27 protein-coding genes are annotated in these 25,268 nt (G+C 36.3%); 16 read left to right on the top strand and 11 right to left on the bottom strand.

The window, feature by feature from the left end; translation table 11 throughout:
* Positions 1–417 precede the first annotated feature (417 nt).
* Genes MKD52_RS00350 through MKD52_RS00330 form a run of 5 tightly spaced genes read left to right on the top strand, consistent with a single transcriptional unit; the run spans position 418 to position 3,941 of the window.
* On the top strand, positions 418–1,224 hold the full coding sequence (locus MKD52_RS00350; RefSeq protein ID WP_242098846.1) for a TOBE domain-containing protein: 807 nt from the start codon (positions 418–420) through the stop codon (positions 1,222–1,224).
* Positions 1,225–1,257: 33 nt separating this feature from the next.
* The gene (gene modA, locus MKD52_RS00345) at positions 1,258–2,022 is read left to right on the top strand and encodes a molybdate ABC transporter substrate-binding protein (protein WP_242098844.1); all 765 of its coding nucleotides are present in this window, start codon (positions 1,258–1,260) and stop codon (positions 2,020–2,022) included.
* Positions 2,009–2,410, top strand: coding sequence for a molybdate ABC transporter (locus tag MKD52_RS00340; RefSeq protein WP_242098842.1), 402 nt, complete (start codon positions 2,009–2,011; stop codon positions 2,408–2,410). The genes modA and MKD52_RS00340 overlap by 14 nt, the downstream gene beginning before the upstream one ends.
* Positions 2,404–3,072, top strand: coding sequence for a molybdate ABC transporter permease subunit (gene modB, locus MKD52_RS00335; protein WP_242099884.1), 669 nt, complete (start codon positions 2,404–2,406; stop codon positions 3,070–3,072). The genes MKD52_RS00340 and modB overlap by 7 nt, the downstream gene beginning before the upstream one ends.
* The gene (locus tag MKD52_RS00330) at positions 3,069–3,941 is read left to right on the top strand and encodes an ATP-binding cassette domain-containing protein (protein WP_112057570.1); all 873 of its coding nucleotides are present in this window, start codon (positions 3,069–3,071) and stop codon (positions 3,939–3,941) included. The genes modB and MKD52_RS00330 overlap by 4 nt, the downstream gene beginning before the upstream one ends.
* Positions 3,942–3,947: 6 nt before the next feature.
* Here the strand turns inward: MKD52_RS00330 and MKD52_RS00325 are convergent, their stop codons facing one another.
* The 4 genes from MKD52_RS00325 to MKD52_RS00310 are packed head-to-tail and all read right to left on the bottom strand — an operon-like array spanning position 3,948 to position 8,629.
* A complete protein-coding gene (locus MKD52_RS00325) occupies positions 3,948–5,168 on the bottom strand; it encodes an ABC transporter permease (RefSeq protein WP_242098841.1) in 1,221 nt (406 codons plus the stop codon).
* A complete protein-coding gene (locus MKD52_RS00320; RefSeq protein WP_242098839.1) occupies positions 5,168–5,896 on the bottom strand; it encodes an ABC transporter ATP-binding protein in 729 nt (242 codons plus the stop codon). The genes MKD52_RS00325 and MKD52_RS00320 overlap by 1 nt, the downstream gene beginning before the upstream one ends.
* A gap of 10 nt (positions 5,897–5,906) precedes the next feature.
* A complete protein-coding gene (locus MKD52_RS00315) occupies positions 5,907–7,202 on the bottom strand; it encodes an efflux RND transporter periplasmic adaptor subunit (RefSeq protein ID WP_112057573.1) in 1,296 nt (431 codons plus the stop codon).
* Positions 7,199–8,629, bottom strand: coding sequence for a TolC family protein (locus tag MKD52_RS00310; RefSeq protein WP_242098837.1), 1,431 nt, complete (start codon positions 8,627–8,629; stop codon positions 7,199–7,201). Before MKD52_RS00310 ends, MKD52_RS00315 begins: the two co-directional genes overlap by 4 nt.
* A 121-nt stretch (positions 8,630–8,750) precedes the next feature.
* Here MKD52_RS00310 and glnA point away from each other — a divergent pair, with 121 nt between their 5' ends.
* The 7 genes from glnA to MKD52_RS00275 all read left to right on the top strand — a co-directional run bounded on the left by glnA (position 8,751) and on the right by MKD52_RS00275 (position 15,497).
* Positions 8,751–10,187: a type I glutamate--ammonia ligase gene (gene glnA, locus MKD52_RS00305; RefSeq protein ID WP_112057575.1), complete on the top strand. Its 1,437-nt coding sequence runs from the start codon at positions 8,751–8,753 to the stop codon at positions 10,185–10,187.
* A gap of 36 nt (positions 10,188–10,223) precedes the next feature.
* Positions 10,224–10,988, top strand: a complete 765-nt coding sequence (locus MKD52_RS00300; RefSeq protein WP_242098835.1) for a YaaA family protein — start codon at positions 10,224–10,226, stop codon at positions 10,986–10,988.
* Positions 10,989–11,040: 52 nt separating this feature from the next.
* Complete coding sequence (gene fabG / locus MKD52_RS00295; protein ID WP_242098833.1) at positions 11,041–11,784, top strand: 3-oxoacyl-ACP reductase FabG; 744 nt, start codon at positions 11,041–11,043, stop codon at positions 11,782–11,784.
* Between the two features lie 65 nt (positions 11,785–11,849).
* A complete protein-coding gene (gene acpP / locus MKD52_RS00290) occupies positions 11,850–12,083 on the top strand; it encodes an acyl carrier protein (RefSeq protein ID WP_006656108.1) in 234 nt (77 codons plus the stop codon).
* 49 nt (positions 12,084–12,132) lie between these two features.
* Complete coding sequence (locus MKD52_RS00285) at positions 12,133–13,362, top strand: beta-ketoacyl-ACP synthase II (RefSeq protein ID WP_112057578.1); 1,230 nt, start codon at positions 12,133–12,135, stop codon at positions 13,360–13,362.
* A gap of 6 nt (positions 13,363–13,368) precedes the next feature.
* On the top strand, positions 13,369–14,295 hold the full coding sequence (gene accA / locus MKD52_RS00280) for an acetyl-CoA carboxylase carboxyl transferase subunit alpha (protein ID WP_242098831.1): 927 nt from the start codon (positions 13,369–13,371) through the stop codon (positions 14,293–14,295).
* A complete protein-coding gene (locus tag MKD52_RS00275) occupies positions 14,268–15,497 on the top strand; it encodes an aminoacetone oxidase family FAD-binding enzyme (protein WP_347340923.1) in 1,230 nt (409 codons plus the stop codon). Before accA ends, MKD52_RS00275 begins: the two co-directional genes overlap by 28 nt.
* A 15-nt stretch (positions 15,498–15,512) precedes the next feature.
* Here the strand turns inward: MKD52_RS00275 and nrfD are convergent, their stop codons facing one another.
* The 7 genes from nrfD to MKD52_RS00240 all read right to left on the bottom strand — a co-directional run bounded on the left by nrfD (position 15,513) and on the right by MKD52_RS00240 (position 22,379).
* Positions 15,513–16,475 (bottom strand): NrfD/PsrC family molybdoenzyme membrane anchor subunit, encoded by a 963-nt coding sequence (gene nrfD / locus MKD52_RS00270; RefSeq protein WP_242098829.1) that lies wholly within the window; start codon positions 16,473–16,475, stop codon positions 15,513–15,515.
* Positions 16,472–17,041, bottom strand: a complete 570-nt coding sequence (locus MKD52_RS00265) for a 4Fe-4S dicluster domain-containing protein (protein WP_242098827.1) — start codon at positions 17,039–17,041, stop codon at positions 16,472–16,474. The genes nrfD and MKD52_RS00265 overlap by 4 nt, the downstream gene beginning before the upstream one ends.
* Positions 17,042–17,050: 9 nt before the next feature.
* Positions 17,051–19,324 carry a thiosulfate reductase PhsA gene (gene phsA / locus MKD52_RS00260; protein ID WP_242098825.1) on the bottom strand — a complete coding sequence of 758 codons (2,274 nt, stop codon included), beginning with the start codon at positions 19,322–19,324 and terminating at the stop codon, positions 17,051–17,053.
* A 196-nt stretch (positions 19,325–19,520) separates the two neighbouring features.
* Positions 19,521–20,081 (bottom strand): methylated-DNA--[protein]-cysteine S-methyltransferase, encoded by a 561-nt coding sequence (locus MKD52_RS00255; protein WP_242098823.1) that lies wholly within the window; start codon positions 20,079–20,081, stop codon positions 19,521–19,523.
* A gap of 8 nt (positions 20,082–20,089) precedes the next feature.
* Entirely contained in the window at positions 20,090–21,361 is a 1,272-nt protein-coding gene (locus MKD52_RS00250; RefSeq protein WP_242098822.1) for an MFS transporter, read from the bottom strand.
* A 47-nt stretch (positions 21,362–21,408) separates the two neighbouring features.
* Positions 21,409–22,053: a TIGR00730 family Rossman fold protein gene (locus tag MKD52_RS00245; protein ID WP_242098813.1), complete on the bottom strand. Its 645-nt coding sequence runs from the start codon at positions 22,051–22,053 to the stop codon at positions 21,409–21,411.
* Complete coding sequence (locus MKD52_RS00240) at positions 22,053–22,379, bottom strand: c-type cytochrome (RefSeq protein WP_112057687.1); 327 nt, start codon at positions 22,377–22,379, stop codon at positions 22,053–22,055. The genes MKD52_RS00245 and MKD52_RS00240 overlap by 1 nt, the downstream gene beginning before the upstream one ends.
* 122 nt (positions 22,380–22,501) lie before the next feature.
* Here MKD52_RS00240 and folD point away from each other — a divergent pair, with 122 nt between their 5' ends.
* Genes folD through rpiB form a run of 4 tightly spaced genes read left to right on the top strand, consistent with a single transcriptional unit; the run spans position 22,502 to position 25,268 of the window.
* Positions 22,502–23,359: a bifunctional methylenetetrahydrofolate dehydrogenase/methenyltetrahydrofolate cyclohydrolase FolD gene (gene folD / locus MKD52_RS00235; RefSeq protein WP_112057583.1), complete on the top strand. Its 858-nt coding sequence runs from the start codon at positions 22,502–22,504 to the stop codon at positions 23,357–23,359.
* Positions 23,356–24,147, top strand: coding sequence for a signal peptidase I (gene lepB, locus MKD52_RS00230; RefSeq protein ID WP_242098811.1), 792 nt, complete (start codon positions 23,356–23,358; stop codon positions 24,145–24,147). Before folD ends, lepB begins: the two co-directional genes overlap by 4 nt.
* Before the next feature lie 2 nt (positions 24,148–24,149).
* The gene (locus MKD52_RS00225; RefSeq protein WP_242098809.1) at positions 24,150–24,833 is read left to right on the top strand and encodes a site-2 protease family protein; all 684 of its coding nucleotides are present in this window, start codon (positions 24,150–24,152) and stop codon (positions 24,831–24,833) included.
* Between the two features lie 9 nt (positions 24,834–24,842).
* Positions 24,843–25,268: a ribose 5-phosphate isomerase B gene (gene rpiB, locus MKD52_RS00220; protein WP_242098807.1), complete on the top strand. Its 426-nt coding sequence runs from the start codon at positions 24,843–24,845 to the stop codon at positions 25,266–25,268.

The following is a 25,268-nucleotide window of genomic DNA, read 5'->3' as shown; positions in this document are numbered from 1 at the left end:
TAAACAAATCTTGGCAGGAAAAGTAGATTCTAAAAATGAAACTTACTTAAGTGGAAATATGGGGATAAAGTATAAGTTTTAAAAGTTACTAGCTAGAAATAAATTATCTTTAATTTCTAGCTAGTTTGGAGGTTTAAAAAACAAGAGAAAAACCAAAGCACCATAAGCAAAAATAAATCATTTAAAAAAAATAAGGAGAATCTCTTAGAATTAATAGATTCTCTTAAATTTAATCTCCTTAAGTGGTTGTGTTACCATCTTGCCCTCCATTTTACTTTAAATTATAAAAACTCCATCACAATACACTTTATAAAAAAATCACAAAAAATACCAAATTTTACAAAGAGATACGCTTAATTGACAATATATATATTTTAAAATATAATGCACAAAATAAAATCATAAAGGCAAAAACTGATGGAAGTTGAAGGTAGAATCTGGGTCAAGGAAAATGGGAAAAATTTCATAGGGCACGGAAAAGTAGAACTTTTAGAAAGAATCCACAAAAGTGGTTCAATCTCAAAGGCGGCTAAAGAAATGAGAATGAGCTATAAAGCCGCTTGGGATTGCATTGATGCAATGAATAAACTCTCCCAAGAACCCATTGTGGTTTCTGCACTTGGTGGTAAAAATGGGGGTGGCACAAGCGTTACCCCAAAGGGCTTAGAAATCATTAAAGCCTTTAGGCAAATGGAAAATATTTATGAAGAACTTCTAAAAATGTTTGAACAAGATTTGCAAGCTTGGAATAGCTTAAAAATTAAAGAAGCTTTTAGCTTACAAAAACAGCTACAAACAACAAGGAGACCTATGATTAAAACAAGTGCAAGGAATCAATTTTTTGGAAAAATCAGTCATATAAAACTAGGTAGCGTTAATGCAGAAGTAACGCTTCAAGCAGGGGAATTAAGTATTATTAGTATAATCACTTTAGAATCTTTGAGAGAAATGAATTTAAAGGTGGGCGATTCTTGCTATGCACTTATTAAAGCTAATTGGATTGTGGTTTTTAATGAGCAACCTAAAGGTTCTATGAGAAATTGCATTAAAGGGGAAATAGCTAATCTAATCAAAGGAGAAGTTAATACGCAAATACAAATCAGACACGGCGACACTTATTTAAGTGCAATCATCACAAAAGAATCTTGCGATGAGTTAGAACTAACTTTAGGCAAAGAGGTATGGTTTGGTTTCAAAGCAAATCATGTTATTTTGGGAATTTAATTAAACAAAAATTCAAAACAAAAAGGAGAGAAAATGTTAAAAGGATTTAAAAAAATAGTATTTATGGGGGCTTTATTGTTGTTTGGAGCACAATTTGCCAACGCAGAACAAATTAGAGTTTTAGGGGCTGCTTCACTTAAATATGTGTTAGAGGATATTAAAAATGAATTTTTAAAAAATCACCCAAATGACAAAATAGAAATTTCCTATACTTCTAGTGGAAAGGCTTATGCGCAAATCAAAAATGGTGCGCCCATTCATCTCTTTGTGGCAGCTGATGTGAGCTATCCCGCCAAACTCTATGCTGAGAAACTTGCTCCACAAAAAGAAGAAATTTATGCCAAAGGAAAACTTGTCTTATGGAGTAATAATTCAAATTTCAAAATTACAAAATTCACAGATATTCTAAATCCAAAAATCCTACACATTGCTATCCCAAATCCCAAAGTAGCCCCTTATGGTAGAGCAAGTATGGAAGCACTAGAAGCTACAGGAATATTACAGAAGATACAAGACAAGCTTGTAATGGGAGAGAGTATTGGAACTGCCACTACCTATGTAGAATCACAAAATGCTGAAGTGGGATTCACCGCCTTATCTATGCTTGGGGAAAATGGAATCCACACTCCAACAATGAGCTTTATTACAATTGATGAAAAGCTTTATAAGCCCATTAGTCAAGCCCTGGTTATCCTAAATTATGGAAAAGATTCTAAACTCGCCCAAGCTTTTAAAGAGTATATCTTAAGCCAACCTGCTAAAGATAAATTTATACAATTTGGATATGCCGTTGAATAATCTCAATGGCACTCTAAAAGCAATTTATTCTAGCAATGGCATATCAAGATTAGTTTTACAAAGTCAAGACAAAGAATTATCGCTTTTGTTGTTAGAAGAATTATCGCAAGATCTTTTGGGTAAAAAGCTAGAGATTAATTTCAAAGAAACCAATGTCATTCTAGCATTCAAACTAGAGGGAGCAAAAAATACCTTTTGCTCTAAAATTTTAGAAATCCAAAGCGATGCTCTTTTTGCGCGGATTTCTCTGGAGTTTTCATCGGCAAAATATGGGATTATTCAGGCACTTACAGATTTAGAATTTGTCTCAAAAAATCGCTTAAAAATCGGCAGTGAAGTTTATTGGCATATCCCAGAAAATGAAATTATGTTGCTAGGAATATCCTAATGGATTTCGCACAAACTATGATTCTAACCTTTAAGGTTTCGCTAATCACAACTTTTTTGCTTTTATTAATCTCAATTCCCATTGCCTATTTTCTTGCCTTTAGTAAAAGTAAAATCATACCTTTCTTGGAAGCCATTGTTTCTATGCCCTTAGTGCTTCCTCCAAGTGTGCTTGGATTTTATTTACTTGTTTTTTTTAGCCCACAAAATACCTTTGGAAAGTTTTTATTAGAAACCTTTAATCTCAAGCTTGTTTTTAGCTTTGAGGGCTTAATTGTTGCTTCAATTCTCTTTACTTTACCTTTTATGGTAAATCCAATCCAAACAGGCTTTTCTAGTATTCCAAAATCACTCTATGAAGCCGCGCTAAGCCTTGGTAAGAATCGCCTTGAAATCCTCTATCGCGTTTTACTACCAAATATGAAAAATTCTATTATAATTGGAGCTGTGGTCTCCTTTGCGCACACCATTGGAGAATTTGGTGTTGTAATGATGATAGGGGGAAATATTGCAGGAGAAACGCGCCTAGCAAGTATCGCCATCTATGATGAAGTTGAGGCGCTTAACTATGCCTTAGCGCATCAATACGCATTAAGCCTTTTTGTCATTACTTTTTGCATCTTGCTTTTTACATTTTATCTTAACAAAAAGCACACACGATGATCTACTTAGATTTTTGCAAAAAACTACACAGCACTCAAGGTGAGCTACTCTTAAAAGTGCAATGCGAATTTAAAATGCAAGATTTAATCACACTTTTTGGGAAAAGCGGAGCGGGTAAAACCACTATATTACGAATCTTATGCGGTCTTACTACTCCAGATAGCGGAATAATTAAAGTGCAAGATGAGATTTGGTTTAGCTCTAAAGACAAAATCAATCTTCCCCCACAAAAACGAAAAGTTGGCTTTGTTTTTCAAGATTACGCCCTTTTCCCCAATATGAGCGTCTCTGAAAATCTCCTTTTTGCTTTGCCAAAGGGTGGAGATAAAAAACGTATTGACTTTTTGCTAGAAATCACCGAATTACAAAACCTAAAAAACTTTAAGCCCTCTATGTTAAGTGGCGGACAACAACAAAGAGTCGCTCTTGCAAGGGCTTTGGTAAGGGATCCAAAAATACTTCTTTTAGATGAACCATTTTCTGCACTTGATTCAGCAATGGCTCAAAAACTCCAAGAAGAGCTTTTAGGAATTCACCGACAATTAAACCTAACAACCTTTCTTGTTAGCCACAATTTTGGAGAAGTGTTTTTTCTCTCTCAATATGTCGTGTATTTAGAAAATGGAATCATTAGCAAACAAGGTAGCCCAAGCAAAGTATTTCTAAACCAAATTCCAAGCGGAAAATTCCGCCATAGCGGAACCATTTTAGAGATCAAGCCAAGCGGACTTGTGTGCATCATAAGTATTCTAGCTGGGAATGAAGTTACCAAAATTATCATCTCCAACCAAGAATCCAAAGAATTCAAAGTAGGAGATTTTGTGATTATTAGCTCTAAAGCGTGGAATCCAACCCTTACTAAGATATAACGCTTTTTACTCGTGTCTCAACGCATCAATAGGATTAAGCCTTGAAGCTCTTCTAGCAGGGAGATAACCAAACAAAATACCAATAAATGCCGAAAATAAAAAGGCAATCATAGCCACACCATAATCAAAATGAAATGGAATATTCATTAAATGACAAATTCCAAGCGAACCAAAAAAGGCTAGAATAATTCCAATAAATCCACCTAACGAACTTAGCGTTACTGATTCAATTAAAAACTGCAACAACACCTCGCTCTCTAAGGCTCCAATGGCTAATCTTGTCCCAATCTCTTTGGTGCGTTCTGTTACAGAGACTAACATAATATTCATAATACCAATCCCCCCAACAATCAAACTAACACCTGCAATAGCACCCAAGAATAATGTAAGATTAGCTGTTGTGCTTTTCATCATTTCAATAATCTGCTTAGTATCCATAATCTCAAAATCATTTTTCTGCCCTTCTCTAATGTTTCTAATTCCCCTTAATGCTTCTGTAATCAATCCAACTGCAACAGTAGAATCCACATCGTCTTTTAGCGAAATCATAAGGCGACTAATATTATAAAGCGAATCGGATTTTAAAATACTGCGCTGGTAAGTCTTAAGAGGAAGCAAAATCACATCATCTTGATCATTGCCCATAGCGCCCTGCCCTTTACTTTTTAAAACCCCAATGCAATCACACACAATATTTCCAAGCCTAATACGCGATCCAAGCGGATTAGTCTTGCTTTCACCAAAGAGATTTTTTCTAACGCTCTCACCAATCATACAAACATTGCTACCTGCGCGATATTCTTCTTTGCTAAACTTCCTGCCTTCTGCAATTCCCCAATCTGTGGCTATAAAATATTCTGCATTGATTCCTTGTGCTTGGGTTTGCGTGTTGCTTTGGCGAAATTGCGCCAAAACACCTGCCGAAGATAGCGGAGCTATAGCGCGCGTCAAATACCCAACTTGCAATTTTAATTCTTCAACATCTTGAAGCATAAACTGCTTTCGCCCACCTTTACCGGGTGTTTGATCTCGCGCTGGAAAAATAAGCAATATATTGCTTCCAAGACTACTCATTCTCTCTGTAATAACTTGAGTTGTGCCATTTCCAAGCGTAATCATAATAATCACTGCTCCCACTCCAATAATCACCCCAAGCATTGTTAGAATTGCGCGCAAAAAATTCCTTTTAATCTGCCTAAAAGCTAAAAAAAATGCATTAAGAATCATCAAGCTTCCTTTGAATGCAATTTGTTTAAATCACTATTTTTAGAACTTTCTTTAGAATCAGATTGCACTTGCCCATCTAAAAATACAATTTCACGTGTAGCATATTTTGCCATATCTAGCTCGTGAGTTACCATTAAAATTGTAATTTGAGCCATAGTATTTAAGCGCGATAGAATCTCCATAATTTCCACACTTCTTTTGGTATCTAAATTACCTGTTGGCTCATCAGCTAACAAAAAAAGTGGTTTGGAAGCAATTGCTCTTGCAATTGCAACGCGCTGTTGCTGACCACCACTTAATTCATTGCTACTATGGTGGCACCATTTCTCCAAACCCACCATCTCTAAAGCCTCCATAGATAATCTTATGCGCTCTTTTTTGGGAACTTGACGATAAAGCAAGGGTAATTCTACATTTTCCAAAGCTGTAGTGCGTGGTAATAGATTAAAGCCCTGAAAAATAAAACCAATATAATGTCTCCTTAAAATTGCTTTTTGCTTGAGTGTTAATCCACATACATTAACTCCACAAAAATCATAGATTCCACTACTTGGACTATCAAGACAACCCAAAATATTTGCCATAGTGGATTTTCCACTACCACTAGGACCCATCAAAGCCACAAATTCACCTTGAGAAATTTCTAGATTCACACCGCGCAAAGCTTCAAAAACATTAGGTGGCTTGCCATAGCTTTTATGAATATCTCTTAGGGTAATAAAACTCATTTATCCGCCTTTATTTACCCTGCTTTTGTCCGACAATCACCAACATATCTGGCTTAATAGAATCGCCTAAAATCTGTGTGCTTTGTCCATCACTAATCCCTGTTTCTACTTCTATTTTTTTAGGTGTTCCATTTTCTAAAATCCATACAGAACCTATTGTTTTTCTTTCATTATTAGCTGCAACTTGTCTTTGGTGCTTAGGACGCATTTGAACAAATGGATTAAAGGGGGATTTTTTAGGAGTAACTTCTTGTATTTTGGGAGTAAAATACAATGCGCTAGAGGGAACTAAAAGCGCATTTTTCGCACTTGCTACTTCAATATCAGCTGTAGCACTCATTCCTGGGCGCAAAAGCAAATCCTTATTACTTACATAGATTCTTGCTTCATAGCTTACAATCCCACTACTTGTCGTAGTAGTTGAACTCGAAGCAGTGGAGCTTGAAGTATTTGAAGCCCCATAATTCACTCTATCTACTTTTGCCTTAAAAGTTTTAGCAGGGTAGGAATCCACACTAAACTCAACACTTTGCCCCACTTTCACTTTGCCAATATCTGCTTCAGAAATACTTGCATTAAGCTCCATTTCTTCCAAACTCTCTGCAATGATAAAAAACTCTGGTGCTTGAAAACTAGCTGCCACACTCTGTCCTACCTCAATGGAACGCTGCAAAACTACTCCATCTATGGGGCTTGTAATTTTTGAATTTCGCAAATCCACTTGGGTAGAACGAATAGAAGTCTCAATCTCCTTAATACTTGCTTTCCTAATCTCTACATTGCTTAAAGCTTCATTGTAAGCAGTTTTTGCTGTTTCTAACTCCAAAATTGAAGGGGTTTTGCCTTTGGTTTTTTGGTATAAATTTCGATACTGCTTATATTGCCATTGTTTCTCTTGTAGCGTTACTTGCGCACTTTTTAGTTGAGCTTTAGCGCTCTCTAGCTGCGCTTGATAGCGATAAAGATCTTGCTCAATGCTCTCTGAATCAATCTTAGCTAGAATCTGACCCTTTTTTACTTTATCATTCACATCAACCAACACTTCAAGCACAATTCCTGAAATAACCGAACCAATAGAGATTTCATTAGTTGGCGAGAGTGTGCCATTAGCACTAATAGTGCTTGAAATATCGCCTATAAAAGCCTTTTGCGTTTGATAGCTTATACTTGGCTCCCTTGTATTCCACCAATAAATTAGTGCTATTAAAATTGCCACTACGACGCTAATAATCCCCCAAACTAAAAAGATTTTTTTATAATTTTTTTTAGGGTTAATGGTGTTTAAAATGCTTTGTGTGCTTGTCATTGCGCTTCCTTTGTTAAATAGAGATTCCCGCCAAATGCTTTAAAGAGAGTAACCAAAGCCTGCAAGTGCGTATTTTTAGAAGTATTAAGATTTTTTTGAGAATTATTTAAAGAAGTCTTGTTAGTCAAATATTCTAGCTCATCAATCAAGCCTATAGAACGCCTATTAGCAGAAAACTCATAATAGCTTTTTGCATTTTGGAGTCTTTGGGTGTTATTTTGAACTTGTAATTGAGAACTTTGGGTGTTAAAAATCGCATTTTCAACTTCGGCAAGTGCGGTATTGAGAGTTTTCTGCAAGGTTAGGTAAGATTCTTGAAGTATTGCATCTTGCAAAAAATAATTTTGCGTTAATTGTGTGCGGTTTAGAATCGGAGCTGTAAGCCCTGCTGCCAAGCTCCAAGCCAAATTCCCTGCTTCACCCTGTGAAGATCCTAAAACATCGCTCAAATTTGCGCTCAAAGATAAAATGGGAAATAAACTTGCCTTGGCATTTTCTTTATTATAAACTTGCGCATAAAGGCTTTGAATAGCAGCTTTAATATCAGGACGAAAGAGTAAAACATCCGCTGGAATCGTATTTAGAGCAAAAGCGCTGGGCAAAACAAAAACATAATCTCCAAGCAAATTAAAACCAAGATTCTTGACATCTAATAACACTAAAAGTGCATTTTTGGTTTCCTCTTGTTTGCTTTTGAGTTGCTCAAGGATATTTTGTTCATTTGTAAGCATATCTTGCGCATCAAATAGCTCTGTGGTGTCAAGCAAACCATTTTCAACTTTAAGACGTGTGAGTTCCAATATATCTTGATAATACAAAATATTTTCTTGCGTTAGCAGAATATTTAAAGACATTTCCCTTAGCGTAAAATAAAGATTTGCCACATCGCCTAACAAGATAATTTGTGCATTAGACAAATCCTCCAAACTCTTATAATACAATGATTCTTTGGCATTTTTAGTAGCACTCAAACGTCCAAACAAATCCACTTCCCAAGAAAGTGTAGCTTGAATCTGTGTGTTTTGATTTGAAGTCTCTACCACTGCACCATTTTTCACAGAACTTCCTCGCGTATGGCTATCATTCACTTTCAAATTTGCATTCACTTGTGGAAACATTTCGCCCCACGCACTCTTTAGCTGACTTCTAGCTTGTAGTATTCTTGTTTGTGCGATCTGTAAATCCATATTTTGCTTAATTGCAATTTCTATTAACCCCCATAAAACTTCATCTGCAAATAAAATTTGCATTTGTTCTTTGGGCGATAGAATCGTGCTACTTGGCATAGCAAATGCAATTTGCTCGATAATTTTTTGATTAGCAAAATTTTGAGGAATCTTTTGCGTGAGTTCTTGATGATTTGGCACTTGGGTTGCACATCCACAAAAAACAATAAAACTAAAAATGATAGTAACAATCCTAGACAAAAATTTTCCTTAGAAGTTTTAGCAAAATCTTATCAAATAAAAGTGAATAAAGTGTGAAATTTTACAAAATCTTTAACTTCAAAATGCTAAGATTACACAAAAATTTTAAGAAGGGAATACTATGCAACGACCACAAATCGACAAGCAAGCCATAGCGCAGTTCTTTAAAGAATGCAAAGAAAATGAAGTTGAATTTATTGATTTCCGTTTTACCGATATTAAGGGAATTTGGCACCATCTCTCATTTAGTGCAAGCACAATTGATGAGAGTAGCTTTGAGGGTATTCCTTTTGATGGCAGTTCTATCCCAGCATGGCAACCTGTAGATAAATCCGATATGATTCTTATCCCTGATCCTGTGCGATATTTTATCGATCCATTTACCGCTGATACTACAATGGTAGTATTTTGTGATGTATGGGACATTTACAAAAATCAACCCTATGAAAAATGCCCCAGAAGCATTGTAAAACGAGCGATGCAATACCTCAAAGAAACCGGAATTGGTGATGTGGCTTATTATGGACCAGAAAATGAGTTTTTTGTTTTTGATTCCATTAAGATAAAAGATTCTGTAAATTGTCAATATTATGAAATTGACACAGAAGAGGGCGAGTGGAATCGAGATAAGGAATTCGAGGGTGTTAATATGGGACATCGCCCTGGGACTAAAGGAGGATACTTCCCTGTAGCACCTGTAGATACTATGGTAGATATTCGCGCTGAAATGGTAAAAGTGCTCAATCAAGTGGGCTTAGAAACTTTTGTAGTGCATCACGAAGTTGCCCAAGGACAAGGTGAAATTGGAGTTAAATTTGGTGATATGCTTGAAGCTGCTGATAATGTCCAAAAGCTTAAATATGTTGTCAAAATGGTCGCTCACCTAAATGGCAAAACAGCAACCTTTATGCCAAAACCACTTTATAATGACAATGGTAGCGGAATGCACACACACATTAGCATTTGGAAAGAAGGCAGAAATCTCTTTGCGGGGAATGCTTATGAAGGTTTGAGCGAAATGGCACTACATTTCTTAGGTGGAGTATTAAACCACGCACGCGGATTAGCTGCTTTTACCAACGCAAGCACTAACTCTTATAAACGCTTAATACCCGGTTTTGAAGCACCATCAATTCTTACTTATTCTGCACAAAACCGCAGTGCAAGCATAAGAATCCCTTACAATAGTGGAGAAAAAGCAAAGCGAATGGAATTTAGATTCCCTGATAGCTCTAGCAATCCTTACCTCGCTTTTGCTTCCCTACTTATGGCAGGAATCGATGGAATCCAAAAGCAAAGTGATCCAGGAAAACCTATGGAAGTAAATCTTTTTGAACTCACACTTGATGAAATCCGCGAAAAAGGTATCAAACAACTTCCACACACTTTACGCCACGCTGTTGAAGAAATGTTGCTAGATAGAAATTATCTAAAAGAGGGCGGAGTCTTTAGTGAAGAGTTTATCCAAACCTATAAAAAATACAAATTTGAAACAGAAATTTGGCCATGGGAAGGACGACCGCACCCATTTGAATTTCTAACAACTTATAGTTGCTAAGAAACTCCAATTTCTTAGCTTCTAAAAAGTTATAGAATGTGGTTTTTATTTTCTCCTAGTGAAAAAAAACACCTTCATCATACCACTGAAATCCCCAGCATAGAGGGATTTTATAAAAATTTTTTAGCACAAAATCTCCAAGAAATTTTACAGCAATATACCCACTATCTTAAGACTAGTAATGAATCCTCACTGCAAAAGCTTTTTGGCACCAAACAAATTAACCTAGATGAACTTGCTCTAGCACAGAATCTTTTTACATCACCACTTGTTGATTCTATCCTGCGCTATAATGGCGTTGCCTACAATGCCTTAGATTTCAAAACTTTGAATAAAAAATCCCAAAATTATCTCAATGAGAAAGTTTTAATTTTTTCTAATCTTTTTGGGATTTTAAGGGCTAATGATAAGATTCCATACTATGATTTAAAACAGGGCGAAGGATTTTTGGGATTTGAAACTAAAAAATTCTATCACGATAATCAAGAAATTTTCTTACATTTTCTCAAAAAAGACAAAGAAGTGTTAGATTTACGCGCCGGATTTTATCAAAAATGCTTAGAATTGCCCAAAGATTTCTTAATTTATGAGCCACTTTTTATTAAAAATGGTAAAGTAATTAGCCACTATGCTAAACATTATCGCGGAATCTTGCTAAGAGAGTGTGCTAAAAACACCCTTGCTTCTCTTGAAGATTTGGAAAATATGGAGATTCAAGGACTAAAATTGCTAGAGATTCAAACAAAACCTTACAAAAAAAGTCAAAAAATCTTTTTAACCTATGAAGTAAAAAATGCTTGATTTTATGTATAATTCTAGAATTAACAAATTATCAATCAACTAAGGAATATAAATGGAATTTCGTGGAAAAAATGTTTTAATTACAGGTGCAAGTAAAGGCATTGGCGCAGAAATTGCAAAGCTTTTAGCACAAATGGGCTTAAAGGTATGGATTAATTATCGCTCCAAACCTGAACTTGCTGATTTGCTTAAAAGCCAAATTGAATCAAGTGGTGGCAAGGCTGCTGTGATTGGATTTGATGCAACCAAAGAGGAAGAATTTATCACAGGCATTGAAGCTATTTTAAGCAGTGATGGTGAATTAAGCTACCTTGTGAATAATGCTGGTATCACCAATGATAAGCTCTCTATGCGAATGAAAATAGAAGAATTTAATGGGGTTTTAGAAGCCAATCTCACTTCAAGCTTCATTGGTTGCAGGGAAGCCCTAAAGATTATGCGAAAGCAGGGCTATGGAAGTGTGGTCAATATCTCTTCAATCATCGGAGAAATCGGCAACATCGGGCAATGCAACTACGCTGCAAGCAAAGGTGGAATGATTGCAATGACAAAATCTTTTGCCAAAGAAGGTGGAAGCAAGGCTATTCGCTTTAACTGCATTACTCCAGGATTTATCCAAAGTGATATGACAGAGGGATTAAAAGAAGAAATCAAACAAGCTTATGCTGCTAATATTCCACTTGGCAGATTTGGAAGCGGAAAAGAAGTTGCTGGTGCCGTTGCTTTCTTGCTTTCTGAATATTCTAGCTATGTTACAGGCGAAGTTTTAAAGGTAAATGGCGGATTATATATGTAAAAATTGCTTTTTTTAAGAAAAACTTAGCTAGAATAGCGATTTATGATTTTTTTAAGGAGAATACGATGGCATTATTCGATGAAGTAAAGGCAGTTGTAGTAGAGCAACTTAATGTAAATGAGGGAGAAGTAAAGCCAGAATCAAAATTCGTAGATGATTTAGGTGCTGATTCTTTGGATGTTGTTGAGCTTGTTATGGCATTAGAAGAAAAATTTGATATTAATGTGCCTGATGAAGATGCAGAAAAAATCTCAACTGTGGGTGATATTGTCGCTTATATCGAAAAAGCAAAAGCATAATCTAAAGTATGCCTTTTGGCATACAAAATTTTATTGTTAAGGATCAAAAATGCGAAGAGTAGTGGTTACAGGTATAGGAATGATTAATTCTTTGGGTTTAAACAGAGAGGATTCTTTTAGAGCTATTGTTGAAGGAAAATGTGGAATTAAAACAATCTCCTCTTTTGATGTATCTGAATTTCCTGTAAAGATTGCTGCAGAAATCACAGATTTTGATCCAAATAGCGTAATGGATGCAAAAGAAGTCAAAAAGGCTGATAGATTTATCCAACTCGGAATCAAAGCTTCTAAAGAAGCAATGGAAGATAGTGGCTTAGTTGATTCTCAAAACAATCTATTAGTAGATGGAGAGAGATTTGGAATTAGTTCTGCATCTGGAATTGGGGGATTGGGTAATATTGAAAAAAACTCTGTAATTAATTTTGAACGCGGACCTAAAAGAATCTCTCCTTTCTTTATTCCCTCAGCCCTTGTAAATATGCTAGGCGGTTTTATTTCAATTGATTTTTCTCTCAAAGGTCCAAACTTAGCAAGTGTAACGGCTTGTGCTGCTGGAACGCACGGAATCATAGAGGCAGGAAAGACTATTATGCTCAATGAAGCCGATAGAATGCTTGTAGTTGCCGCTGAATCTGCTATTTGCGGAGTTGGAATTGGAGGGTTTGCAGCAATGAAGGCTCTATGCGATAGAAACGATGAGCCTCAATTGGCTTCACGCCCTTTTGATGCAGAAAGAAGTGGTTTTGTAATGGGAGAGGGAGCGGCTGCGCTTGTGCTAGAAGACTACGAAAGCGCCAAAGCTAGAGGGGCAAAAATCTATGCCGAATTAGTTGGCTTTGGTGAAAGTGGAGATGCAAATCACATCACTACACCCGCTCCTGAAGGAGAGGGAGCCTATCGCGCTATGAAAGCAGCACTCAAAATGGCAAATACAGAAATTGGTTATATCAATGCTCATGGAACTAGCACCAAATACAATGATTATTATGAAACCCTAGCACTCAAAAAAGTCTTTAATGGCTCTGTTCCACCTGTTAGCTCTACAAAAGGACAAATTGGGCATTGCTTAGGTGCAGCTGGCGGATTAGAAGCAGTTATTTCAATTATGGCAATGCAAAAAGGTATCTTACCGCCAACGATTAACCAAACCACAAAAGATCCTGATTGCGACCTAGATTATATACCAAACACAGCAAGAGAAGTAAAAATAGATGTCATTATGAGCAATTCCTTTGGTTTTGGCGGAACTAATGGTGTTGTTATTTTTAAGAGAGTGTAAAAGCAAGTGGCTACCTATTTAGACTTTGAAGTAAAAATCAAAACTTTACAAGAAAACATTGCAACTGCTCAACTGAAAAATGATATGCACGCCATAGAGATTCTCAAAAAAGACTTGGAAAAAGAAGTCGATAAAGTCTATTCTCATCTTTCAGATTACCAAAAACTCCAACTTGCAAGGCATCCTGATAGACCCTATGCGATGGATTATATCCATTTGATTCTGAAAGATTACATGGAGATTCATGGCGATAGACATTTTAGCGATGATAATGCCATTGTTTGTTTTCTGGGAAAAATCGAAGAACAAAAAGTTATGATCATTGGCGAAGAAAAGGGGAGAGGAACTAAAAATAAAATCCAAAGAAACTTTGGAATGCCAAATCCAGAAGGATACAGAAAGGCATTGCGTGCAGCAAAAATGGCAGAAAAATTCCAAATTCCTCTTTTAATGTTTATTGACACTCCTGGAGCCTACCCTGGAATCGGTGCAGAAGAGAGAGGGCAAAGCGAGGCAATTGCAAAAAACTTACAAGAATTTAGCCAACTTAAAACCCCAACCATCGCCATTGTTATTGGTGAGGGAGGGAGTGGTGGCGCTTTAGCCATAGGAGTAGCCGATAGGTTGGCAATGATGGAATACTCTGTCTTTAGCGTAATCTCTCCAGAGGGCTGTGCGGCAATTTTATGGAATGATCCAAGCAAAATAGAAAATGCCACACAAGCGCTTAAAATCACCCCCGAAGATTTAAAAAGTGCAGGGCTTATTGATTCTGTTATTAAAGAGCCCCTAATTGGCGCACACAGAGACAAAGAAGGTGCTGCTAATGCCATAAAAGAATATTTTTTAAATACTCTTAAAGAAATCACAAATGACACAGACTATATTCAAACTCGCTATCAAAAATTAATGTCTTATGGGAGCTTCCAATAACCCCAAAAATCGCTATCATTGGGGCAGGCGCAAGCGGAATCTTTAGTGCAATTCAACTTGCCCCGCTTAAAATCCCCATTTATCTTTTTGATAAAAATAAAATAATTGGCAAAAAACTCCTAGCAACAGGAAATGGTCACTGCAACATTCACAATCAATCTTTAAGTCCATCTTGCTACCAAAGCTCCAGCTTCTCTCCAAAAGAAATCCATACTATTCTTAAAAACTTTGACTTTAATGCCTTTAAGCGCTTTTGCGAGAAAATAGGCTTATTTCTAGAAATCAAAGAAAATGGTAAAGCTTATCCCATTTCAAGTAGCGCTAAATCGGTTTTAGAAATTTTTATGCCCCTCTTAGAATCTGTTACTCTAAAACTAGAAGAAGAGATTCTAAGTATCAGTCAGACTGCTGATGCTTACTGCCTTCAAAGCCCTAAAGACACTTATACTTTTACACATGTGATTCTAGCTTGTGGCAGTGAGGCTATGCCTAAACTTGGTGGGAGCGATAAAGGTTTGAAGTTAGTCAAATCCCTTAATTTAGAGATTCTACCAACCTATCCCTCCTTAGTCCCGCTCAAAATTAATTCACCCAAACTCCAAAACCTAAGCGGAATAAAACTAAAAGCTAATATTACTTTAATGGAAGCCAACAGGAGTATTTATCAAACCTATGATGATTTACTCTTTACTAACTATGGTATTTCTGGCTTTGGGGTTTTAGATACTTCATCTTATCTCTACCAAGCTAAGAATCCAAAAATCTTACTTGATTTACTTCCTACATTTTCCGCAAAATCATTAGAAAACATTTTTTTAAATCTCATTAAATCTTATCCCAATAAAAACACAACTGAAATACTAAGCGGTTTGCTCCACCCTAAACTTGCCTTGCATTTAGTTAAAAATCTCAAACTTCAACTCACTAACACCAAAACTATCAAACAAACGCTCTATGCACTAAAAAATTTAACCTTAGATTCTCCTAGCTTATATGGATTTGATAGTGCTGAAGTTAGTGGCGGTGGGGTTAGTGCTAGAGAAATTAATACGACAAGCTTTGAATGCCAAAAATTTAAGAATCTTTATATCATCGGAGAAATGCTAGATATTGTAGGAAATAGAGGTGGCTATAATCTTGCTTTTGCTTGGGCAAGTGCTTGGAATTGCGCCAAGGCAATCCAAAGCACCCTTAAAACTTAAGCTAAACGCGGGGAATTAGAATACCCCTAAATGCAATTGCCCTGCATATAAAATATACATTCTCAAAGCAAAAACACCAATCATAATTGAAAAAGCATTAAGCAAAATAAAATTCACTTTATAAGCGTGATTTTTGAGCGCCGTTAGGGCAATCACACTAGGAATCACAACACTAAATCCAATCACTCCAACCCAAAATACCCACGCCCAAGTCCCTAGGCTTAATGCAGTAACTGCTGCTATTGCTTTTTCTCCGCCTTGGAAATACAATCCCACAAAAAGCGCAAAAATCAATAAAGATTCAATAGGAATTACACGCAAATCCATTGTGAGCAGATATTTTGTTGTGCTTTGTGAAACTTCTTTTTCAAAAAACAATAATCCCACGCAAATACAAGCAGCAATCCCACTTGACAAACCACTTGCAAGAAACAAAATTGGCAAAATTGGGCTATTATAAAGTGGAAATGTCTGCACTGCAGAAAGCAAGAATCCAGTATAAACACCTACTCCACCAGCTAGAGCAAACACCAAGCGCCCAAACCAAAGCGAATGTGATTCAAGCCAATCTAAGATTCCACTAAACGCCCTTATTAATCCACCCACAAAACTTCTCTCCAAAGTTCCTCTATATCGCATAATAGCATAAATGGCAGAAAGTGGAGTGTAAAATAAAAGCAATAAAACACCCAAAGACATAACTGAGCTTAAATTATAAGTTATCAGTAATTGATAAAAATTTAAAGGCTTAGTTAAATCAAAAATTAAAAGCCCTAAGCCCAAAATAATACTCAAAGGAGCAATAAGAACTCCTGCTCTCTCAAATGCATCCCAAGGAGCCTTTTTTTGTGGATTCATCCACTCAACACTTAAAGCTGTGATCATTGCTCCACTTGATAACCCAGCCAAAAACAAATAAACTGCAATCAACCAATGCCATACAATAGCCGGATTTTCCGGTCCCCAAATCTCATTCATAGCTCAATACCTCCTTTGTTATTAGGAATCACAAATAATTTTGGCTTTGTCCCCAAATGCGGTTTGCTTGTAACAAAAGGCTTAGTGGATAAAATATTAAAAATTGGACTACTTGGATCATCTAAATCTCCAAAAATCAACGCATCAGTCGGACAAACTGCCACACAAGCAGGCTCTCCATATTGCTTTAAATGCGTATGTTTGCAAAAATTACATTTATCAGGCACATTGGTTTTAGGATTAACATAACGCGCATTATATGGACAGGCTACTACACAATACAAGCAGCCCACGCATTTATTAGCATCAATATCCACAATCCCATCTTCATCCATAAATGAAGCATGTGTTGGACATACCGTAACACAAGGCGTATGCTCACACATTTCACAAGAATGTCGCACATAATTAAAAGAAAGGTTTGGGAAAACCCCATGAGGTCCATCCATCTTTACTTTAAGCCTAAAAAACCCATCAGGAACTGCATTTTCACTCCTACATGCAATGGTGCAACCCTGACAACCAATGCACTTAACTGAATCGTGAATCATTGCATATTTAGCCATTTTTACCCCCTAAACTTTTTCAATTTTTACGCCAACAGTATGCACATTATTTCCAGTTACTGGCGAAATAGTATTTTTTAACAAATGCCCAGCACTCAAACCCTTACCATAAGAGATTTCATTGTGTTTGCTTGTATGCCCAAATCCAAAATACGCAAAAATAGTGTCTTCTCTTATCCCAATGGTGGGCAATACACTTCCAATTTGTGAACCATATGGGCTAGTAATTCTAATCTTATCGCCTTTTTTGAGATTCATTTTTTTAGCCACTTTTTGGTTAATCCACACAGCATTGTCATTCATTAGTGTATTAAGCCAAGGGACATTTGCAGTATGTCCGTTGGTATGCACCGCAGTCTTTCCTTGTATAAAATAAAAATCACCTTCGCCTTTTAAATTTGGATTCCTATAAGTCAAACCACCACGATTACAAGCTTTCTCTAGTGTTTCATCAAAAAGCTCAATTTTTCCGCTTTTAGTTTTACATTTCAAAAACTCTGCAAACTCATTATCAGAATCCAAAAATTCTTTAGAATTAGGATATTTCTCTACAAATTTCTTAATACTCTCTTGATCTCTTGCTAATAATGGAATCCCATAACTTACAAGCCCTTTTTGCTTTAACTCAAACATAGCTTCTGGATACTCATAGCCCTGCTTCATTCTAAAATCTTCAATATCTTTATAAGGGAATGCCTCACCATAGCCCATTTTTTGTGCTAATTCTAAATAAATCTGCCAAGATGGCTTTGTATTACCTATAGTTTTGACAACTTTTTGTCGCACTTGATAGCCTGGATTCTTTCCATTATTTGCCAAGAATTGCTCATCTCTCTCTAAATAAGTTGATTCAGGTAGAATAATATCTGCATATTGTGCTGCATCTGAAAGATATACATCCACACACACAAACAAATCAAGCTTCTTAATAGCCTCCACCACAGAATCTGCTCCTGCAACCGTCATTACAGGATTAGAACGCGTAATGAAAACCCCTTTTAGCGCATAAGGATTCTCGCTTAAAATACATTCATAAATCTTGCTATAAACACCACGATTTTTAGGAATCTTACTAAATTCTCCCTCTTTAACATCAACAAAATCGATTCGTGGATGATTTGGTTCTGGAATTTTGGGCAGAATCGAGCCTTTGATAATAGGTGCTACTTTCTCTCCTGCGACCTTATTATACAAAGCCGCTCCTTTAGGAAAATACAATCCACCCTTAACTTCCATATTGCCAAGCAAAGCATTTGCAATAGCAATAGATCGCCTAAACTCAATTTCTTCAGGCGTGAAAGTTGCTCTATGACCAAAATCCACCATACAATGAGGCGCATAACTAGCGCATTCTCTAGCAAGAGCAATAATTTTATCAGCTGGAATATCACATTCTTTTGCCATTTTTTCGGGAGTGTAGTCTTTAATGCTTTCTTTTAGTTTATCAAAGCCCGTAGTGTATTTTTCTACAAATTTCTTATCATAGAGCCCCTCAAAAATCAAAGTATGCAAAAATGCCATCATAAAGGCTGCATCTCCACCAGGGCGAATTGGAATCCACTCGCTTGCTTTGGAAGATAAAATAGAAAATCTAGGATCTAATGAAACTAACTTACAGCCATTTTCTAAAGCTTCTGTAATGCCCCTAGCATAGCTAATCACCATACCCTCATAAACATTATGCCCAAAGTTTAGCATAAACTTACAATTTGCAAAATCCCTGCTTACTCCACCATTGCCATACACACTCATTAATGCTGTAGTATAGCCTGATGGACAGGTGTTACCATGATCAAAAATATTAGGGCTACCATAGGAATAAGCAAACTGATTTAAAAAAGTTTGTTCTGGACCAGTTTTAGAAGCAAAAGCGACTGTATGTGCGCCATATTTTTCTTTAATTTCATTAAGTTTTTTAGCAATATAATCATACGCCTCCTCCCAACTCACTTCTTTCCATTTACCCTCTCCACGCTCTCCTACACGCATAATAGGATTAACAAGGCGATTTGGATCATAAAGCTGACTTACACCAGAACCGCCCCTAGCACAAACTGCGCCACCTGTTGCGATGGAATAAGGATTGCCTTGAATAAAGACTTTACTCCCATCATCTACCCTTGCTTCAATAGGACAGCGTGTGCTACACATTTCACAAATACTTGGCACAAATTCTGATTCCCCCTCAATCTTGCCGCTAAAAGCCCCAAGAGTTCCGGGTATGCTTAATGCAACAGAGCTTATTCCAACACCCTTTAAAAAGTCTCTACGATGTATGCTCAAATCATCCTCCTTTTTATAAACTTACGAAGATATTATACAGCCATACACCTATAAATAAATATAAAAAAATAATAAAAATATTTTATCTTTCTATACAAATTTTTATATAAAGCGCAATCTTTATTGACTTACACTGATTCTAGTAAATCCATTCTATAGCACCAATAAAATAAATACAACAACTCTTCAATCTTTCTCAAAAATGATATAAATTCACTAGATCTGCTTTTTCACACTCCAATAATGCAATCTTTTTCTTGATTCCTCCAGCATAACCTGTGAGCTTTCCATTAGCCCCAATCACTCTATGACAAGGAATAATAATAGGAATGGGATTCCGTTTAAGCGCACCGCCTATTGCTTGAGCTGACATTTTATTCTTATGCGTAATTCTTGCAATCTCTTTTGCTAACTCACCATAAGTGCAAACCTTTCCATAAGGAATCTTTAAAAGCAACTCCCACACCACTTTAGCAAACTCACTTCCATTTGGATTTAGTGAAATTGCTTTAAAACTCGGATTTTTGCCATTAAAATACTCATCAAGCCACTCCCTTGTTTGCTTCAAAACAACCTCATCGCATTTTTCACAAATTTCCTTTGCGGATAACAAATTTGCATCTTGATTTAAAAATTCCAATTTAATAAGCTTATCTTCTTTGCTTATAAGTTTAATTTTGCCCACAGGACTTTGATAAAAAGCCACACAAACCACACTTTTTTCTCTTTGATACAATCTTTTTGCCAAAAGAGTCAATTAGAATTCTATCCTCTATGGACTCTTCCAATTACAATTGCCAAAATTCCCAAAATCGACATATAAACACCAAGCATTATAATCCAATCGCTTTCCATAGCCCAAGCAAAAAAGATAGGCGTTAAACCGCCAAAAAGCGCGTAAGAGAGATTATAGGCAAAAGAAATGCCACTATACCGAATCATCGCAGGAAAGCTCTGCACCATAACAATAGGCGTAAAAACCATTAATCCAGCACTAAAAGCCATAAGATAATACACAAGCAATATCACATCAAAATATTGCGCCAACCCCTTTCCATAGCCAAGCATATAATAAAAACACAAAGCAAATCCCACTAGCGCCACACCAAATATCGCACTTGCATTTTTAATTCCAATCCTATCACTTAACACTCCTGCAAAAACATTGCCTGAAGCTAGAAAAAATATGGCAATAACTTGATACACTACCTTTGAAATAGGAGAGAGCTCAAACACCTTACTTAAAAGATTTGGCGTTAAAAGCACGGATATAACAACACATCCTGTTAAAATCCAAGTGCTAAAAAAAGATTTTACAGCTCCCAATTGCGAAGTTTTAAAAACTTCTTTAATGGGAAAATTTTGTGTTTGCTTTAAAGCCAAAATTTCTTGAAATACCGGAGTTTCATTTAAAAATTTGCGTAAAAATAACGAAATAATCCCAAAAATTCCTCCAAGGACAAAAGGTATCCGCCACGCATATTCTTTAATCTCTTCTTGAGTAAAACTCATATTAACTGCTAAAGTAACAATGCTACCAAGCAAGATACCAGAAACAACCGCACTAGTAAAAATACCCAAATGAAATCCCAAAGAATGCTGATTACTATGCTCATAGACAAAAACCCATGCACCAGGGAGTTCGCCACCAATAGCAATTCCCTGTAAAATTCTTACAATCAACAAAACAATAGGAGCCACATAACCAATACTCTCAAAAGTTGGCATAAGCCCAAGCACAAAAGTTGGAATCACCATAAGCAAAATGGAGAGCATAAACATCTTTTTACGCCCACTTTTATCTCCAAAATGTGCCATAATAATCCCACCCAATGGTCTTGCAAAATACCCTGCTGCAAAAGCACCATAAGTATTCATCGCCGCCCAAAAAGGGCTAAAAGTGCTAGGAAAAAAGAGACTAGAAATCACATTGGTGAAAAAAACAAAAATAATAAAATCATAAAACTCTAACATTCCTCCAAGTGAGCTTAACCCTAGAATCTTAACTTCGGACTTTTTAAGTTGCATTTTTGCCATTTCTCTTATTTTCTCCTTTATGGAATTTAAATACGCAATTTACAAAATCATACCAATCTTGAATCTTGACACTCATTTTTTTGTTTTTTGAAAATCCTTAAAACCTCTTTGGGAGAATCAGCAAAACTCAAAAGCGCCAACTCTTCTTTAGAAATCATTCCCTCTTTTAAAAGCCGATTCTTAAACCACTTAATCAAACCCTTCCAATAATCTCTACCATATAAAATAATGGGGATTTTTTTGTGCTTTCCGGTTGAAATTTGAACCAAAACCTCACTCAACTCATCTAATGTTCCAAAGCCACCCATTGCGACAATAAAAGCTGTGGAATTATGACTAAAAACAAGCTTTCGACTAAAGAAATTTTCAAAAATCAAAGGCACTTCCACATAGGGATTCATATGCTGCTCGTGGGGAAGCTGAATATTTAGCCCAATAGAAACCACTTGCGGATTTTTCTCCTTAGCTTGTAATAATCCGCGATTTGCCGCCTCCATCATGCCAGGACCACCCCCTGTCATGATTGAATATCCCATTTCTCCAAGCTTGCAAGCAAGTTTTTGGACTTTTTTATAATCTTTATGGCTTGAATTGATTCTAGCGCTCCCAAAAATTGTTACGACATTGTCATGCTTTTTTAAGACTTCAAAGCTTTTTGAAATCTCTTGATAGTTTTCTAAAATTTCTTCCATTAGCTTCCCTTGTTTCCTTTTTTTGATTGCAAATACTTATAAATAGCTTGAATCTCGCTTTTTGTTAGATAATACTTTGGCATTACCTTTTTTGATTCTTGCAAACTTCTTAAAAACTCTTGGAATCCAAGGTGATTAATCCTAACTCCCTTAAGTTCTTTGTCTTTATTTTTATGGGAATAATACGCAATCAATCTCCCCTCACCTCTTTCTCCATGACAATTCACACAGCCAATCCCGCGCGGATTTTCATAAAGCATTTTGCCATATTCAATTTGTGTAATAAAGCTATCTTCAGCCAATAAACACGCTTTGCCTAAACCAATACAAATTATCAATCCTAATTCAAACCGCCTCAAATTTGACAAACCTCGCTCAAAAACACAAAAACTCTTTTGTATCAAAACTTTTTTGTTATAATATCAAAATAACTTTTTAAAGGGCATTAATGCAAATTTTAGATGGGAAGGCACTTGCCTTAGAGATTCAACAAACTATCAAGCAAGAAGTTCAAGAGCTTAGCAAACAACAAATCACACCAGGATTAGCCGTGATTTTGGTTGGAGATGATCCTGCATCACAAAGCTACGTCAATATGAAAGCCAAAGCTTGTAGCCAAACAGGAATCTACTCTACTACTCACAAAATGCCAGAGAGCATTACTGAAGAAGCACTACTACAAACTATCTCAATGATGAATGAAAATCCAAATATTGATGGAATCTTAGTTCAACTCCCTCTTCCAAAACATATCAATACTACCGCGATTTTAGAAGCCATTTCTCCTAAAAAAGATGTTGATGGATTCCACCCTTTTAATATGGGAAGAGTTTTTACTAATCTTGATGGCTTTATTCCTGCAACGCCTATGGGAGTGATTACTCTGCTTGAACATTACAAGATTCCCATAGAAGGCAAAAATGTCGTTATTGTTGGGGCGAGCAATATCGTAGGAAAACCCCTTGGCGCACTCTTTTTAAACAAAAATGCCACTATCACTCTTTGTCATATTTACACACAAAATCTTGCAAATCATACCAAAAATGCCGACATTATATGTGTAGGTGTCGGAAAGCCAAATCTCATCACACAAGATATGGTAAAAGAAGGTGCTATTGTAGTGGATATAGGAATCACAAGACTTGAAAATGGCAAAATTGTAGGGGATGTAGATTATGACAATGTCGCTCCAAAATGTAGCTACATTACGCCTGTCCCAGGTGGCGTGGGACCTATGACAATCGCTTCACTCTTGCAAAATACCATCAAAGCGGCCAAACTTAGAGCGAAAAAAGAGACAAAATGAAGTTTTTCGATAAAATTTATCGTTTTGTAAATAGTTGGACAGGGACAATTATTATTGTTTTATCTGTTATTTTCTTTGTTGCACAAGCTTTTGTTATCCCCAGTGGAAGTATGCTAAATACAATGCTAATTGGAGATAATTTATTTGTCAAAAAATACGCTTATGGTATTCCAACTCCAACCATTCCTTGGATTGAATTTAAGATTCTACCTGATTTTAATAACAATGGGCATTTATTTGAAGGAGAACGCCCCAAAAGGGGAGATATTGTGATATTCCGCTATCCTTTAGACCCAAAGATTCACTTTGTAAAACGAAATGTTGCAATAGGTGGCGATGAGGTAATTTACACCAAAGATGGCTTGTGGGTGCATTTTAAAGAAGAGAATCCTTATAGCCAAAATCCAACAAAAACTCTACAATATAATGGCAAAACTTTCATTTATGATCCCTATCTCCAAAAGCACCCCGGAGTGCATTATGACAAAAGTGGAGTTGATTCTTTTGTGCTATTGCAAAATACGCAAGGAATTGCTATGGAACCTATATTTTTAGAAAGTGATGAATTAGGCTTTTATACCAAAATTGCCGAAGATGAGTTTTTTATGATGGGAGATAATCGCAATAACTCAAGTGATTCTAGATTCTGGGGAAGTGTGGCTTATAGCTATGTGATTGGCAAACCTTGGTTTATTTATTTTAGTTGGGATGATAATTTTAATGTCCGTTGGGATAGAATTGGCAAAAGCATCGAATCGCTAGAAAAGAAAATGCTGGAAAATCAATAATTATGCTTAATCTACCCTCTCTTTACACTATCCCTTTGATGATAGCAGCACTTTTATTAGCTATCATCGGACATGAGATTATGCACGGATATGTGGCTTATAAATACGGCGATAATACCGCAAAAATAGCTGGAAGACTAAGCTTAAATCCTATCGTGCATGTTGATTTGGTAGGCTCTATTTTGATTCCTGCCGTGCTATTTTTGTCTAATGCGCCCTTTTTGTTTGGCTGGGCAAAACCTGTGCCTGTTAGAATGGATAGGGTAATTTATCAAGGCGGATATTTTGCGGCTTTATTAGTTTCATTAGCAGGAATCTTATACAATCTAGCTCTTGCGCTTTTAGCTACTTTTCTCTTTTATGCTTTTAATGGCGGAATCTTAAGTGGATTTTTTGAATACTTTTCAAATCCTCAATTGCCTTATGCTTTAATTCTCTTTTTCTTTTTGCAGCTCATTATTTATAATATCATTCTGGCTATCTTTAATCTCTTGCCCATTCCACCCCTAGATGGCTCTAATGCTCTAGCATATCTCGGCTTAATTTTTAAAAGTGATTTTTTTTCAAGAATCTTTAATAAAATCCACCCCATAGTGGGTATGATTGTTTTGATTCTTATTCTAAGCACTCCGCTTTCTGCAGTAATTTCAGCACCCGTTAATCTTATCTTACAATGGCTTTTATAAGGAGAGAAAATGAAGTTTTTTATCGCTAGTGATCATGCAGGATTTGAACTCAAAGAATCACTCATTCCATTCTTAGAAAAAATGGGGCATGAGATTATCAATCTTGGACCTGCCAATAATGATCGCGTGGATTATCCTGATTTTGCTAATTTGCTTTGTCAAGAAGTTTTAGCCACTCCCCAAAGTCTTGGGATTTTAATATGTGGCAGTGGAATTGGAATGAGTATTGCTGCTAATAGACACAGAGGGATTCGTGCCGCACTTTGCAATGAACCCTATGGAGCAACAATGGCTAGAGCACATAATGACGCTAATGTCCTTTGTTTAGGAGCTAGAGTGGTTGGATTAGGTATGGCAGAGTGCATCTTGCAAAGCTTCATCAAAGGAGAATTTGAAGGTGGCAGACACACCCAAAGAGTAGAGAAATTACAATAA

Source organism: Helicobacter sp. CaF467b (genome assembly GCF_022664765.1).
In the GTDB taxonomy this organism is placed as follows: domain Bacteria; phylum Campylobacterota; class Campylobacteria; order Campylobacterales; family Helicobacteraceae; genus Helicobacter_D; species Helicobacter_D colisuis.
Note: the sequence above shows the minus strand (reverse complement) of the source record. Positions and strands in the feature narration are given on the sequence as shown.

Excerpts from the sequence above, each read along its gene's own strand:
- MKD52_RS00350 (WP_242098846.1), top strand. The coding sequence starts at position 418 with ATGGAAGTTGAAGGTAGAATCTGGGTCAAGGAAAATGGGAAAAATTTC.
- modA (WP_242098844.1), top strand. The coding sequence starts at position 1,258 with ATGTTAAAAGGATTTAAAAAAATAGTATTTATGGGGGCTTTATTGTTG.
- MKD52_RS00340 (WP_242098842.1), top strand. The coding sequence starts at position 2,009 with ATGCCGTTGAATAATCTCAATGGCACTCTAAAAGCAATTTATTCTAGC.
- MKD52_RS00330 (WP_112057570.1), top strand. The coding sequence starts at position 3,069 with ATGATCTACTTAGATTTTTGCAAAAAACTACACAGCACTCAAGGTGAG.
- MKD52_RS00325 (WP_242098841.1), bottom strand. The coding sequence starts at position 5,168 with ATGATTCTTAATGCATTTTTTTTAGCTTTTAGGCAGATTAAAAGGAAT.
- MKD52_RS00320 (WP_242098839.1), bottom strand. The coding sequence starts at position 5,896 with ATGAGTTTTATTACCCTAAGAGATATTCATAAAAGCTATGGCAAGCCA.
- MKD52_RS00315 (WP_112057573.1), bottom strand. The coding sequence starts at position 7,202 with ATGACAAGCACACAAAGCATTTTAAACACCATTAACCCTAAAAAAAAT.
- glnA (WP_112057575.1), top strand. The coding sequence starts at position 8,751 with ATGCAACGACCACAAATCGACAAGCAAGCCATAGCGCAGTTCTTTAAA.
- MKD52_RS00300 (WP_242098835.1), top strand. The coding sequence starts at position 10,224 with ATGTGGTTTTTATTTTCTCCTAGTGAAAAAAAACACCTTCATCATACC.
- fabG (WP_242098833.1), top strand. The coding sequence starts at position 11,041 with ATGGAATTTCGTGGAAAAAATGTTTTAATTACAGGTGCAAGTAAAGGC.
- acpP (WP_006656108.1), top strand. The coding sequence starts at position 11,850 with ATGGCATTATTCGATGAAGTAAAGGCAGTTGTAGTAGAGCAACTTAAT.
- MKD52_RS00285 (WP_112057578.1), top strand. The coding sequence starts at position 12,133 with ATGCGAAGAGTAGTGGTTACAGGTATAGGAATGATTAATTCTTTGGGT.
- nrfD (WP_242098829.1), bottom strand. The coding sequence starts at position 16,475 with ATGAATGAGATTTGGGGACCGGAAAATCCGGCTATTGTATGGCATTGG.
- MKD52_RS00265 (WP_242098827.1), bottom strand. The coding sequence starts at position 17,041 with ATGGCTAAATATGCAATGATTCACGATTCAGTTAAGTGCATTGGTTGT.
- MKD52_RS00250 (WP_242098822.1), bottom strand. The coding sequence starts at position 21,361 with ATGGCAAAAATGCAACTTAAAAAGTCCGAAGTTAAGATTCTAGGGTTA.
- MKD52_RS00245 (WP_242098813.1), bottom strand. The coding sequence starts at position 22,053 with ATGGAAGAAATTTTAGAAAACTATCAAGAGATTTCAAAAAGCTTTGAA.
- folD (WP_112057583.1), top strand. The coding sequence starts at position 22,502 with ATGCAAATTTTAGATGGGAAGGCACTTGCCTTAGAGATTCAACAAACT.
- lepB (WP_242098811.1), top strand. The coding sequence starts at position 23,356 with ATGAAGTTTTTCGATAAAATTTATCGTTTTGTAAATAGTTGGACAGGG.
- MKD52_RS00225 (WP_242098809.1), top strand. The coding sequence starts at position 24,150 with ATGCTTAATCTACCCTCTCTTTACACTATCCCTTTGATGATAGCAGCA.
- rpiB (WP_242098807.1), top strand. The coding sequence starts at position 24,843 with ATGAAGTTTTTTATCGCTAGTGATCATGCAGGATTTGAACTCAAAGAA.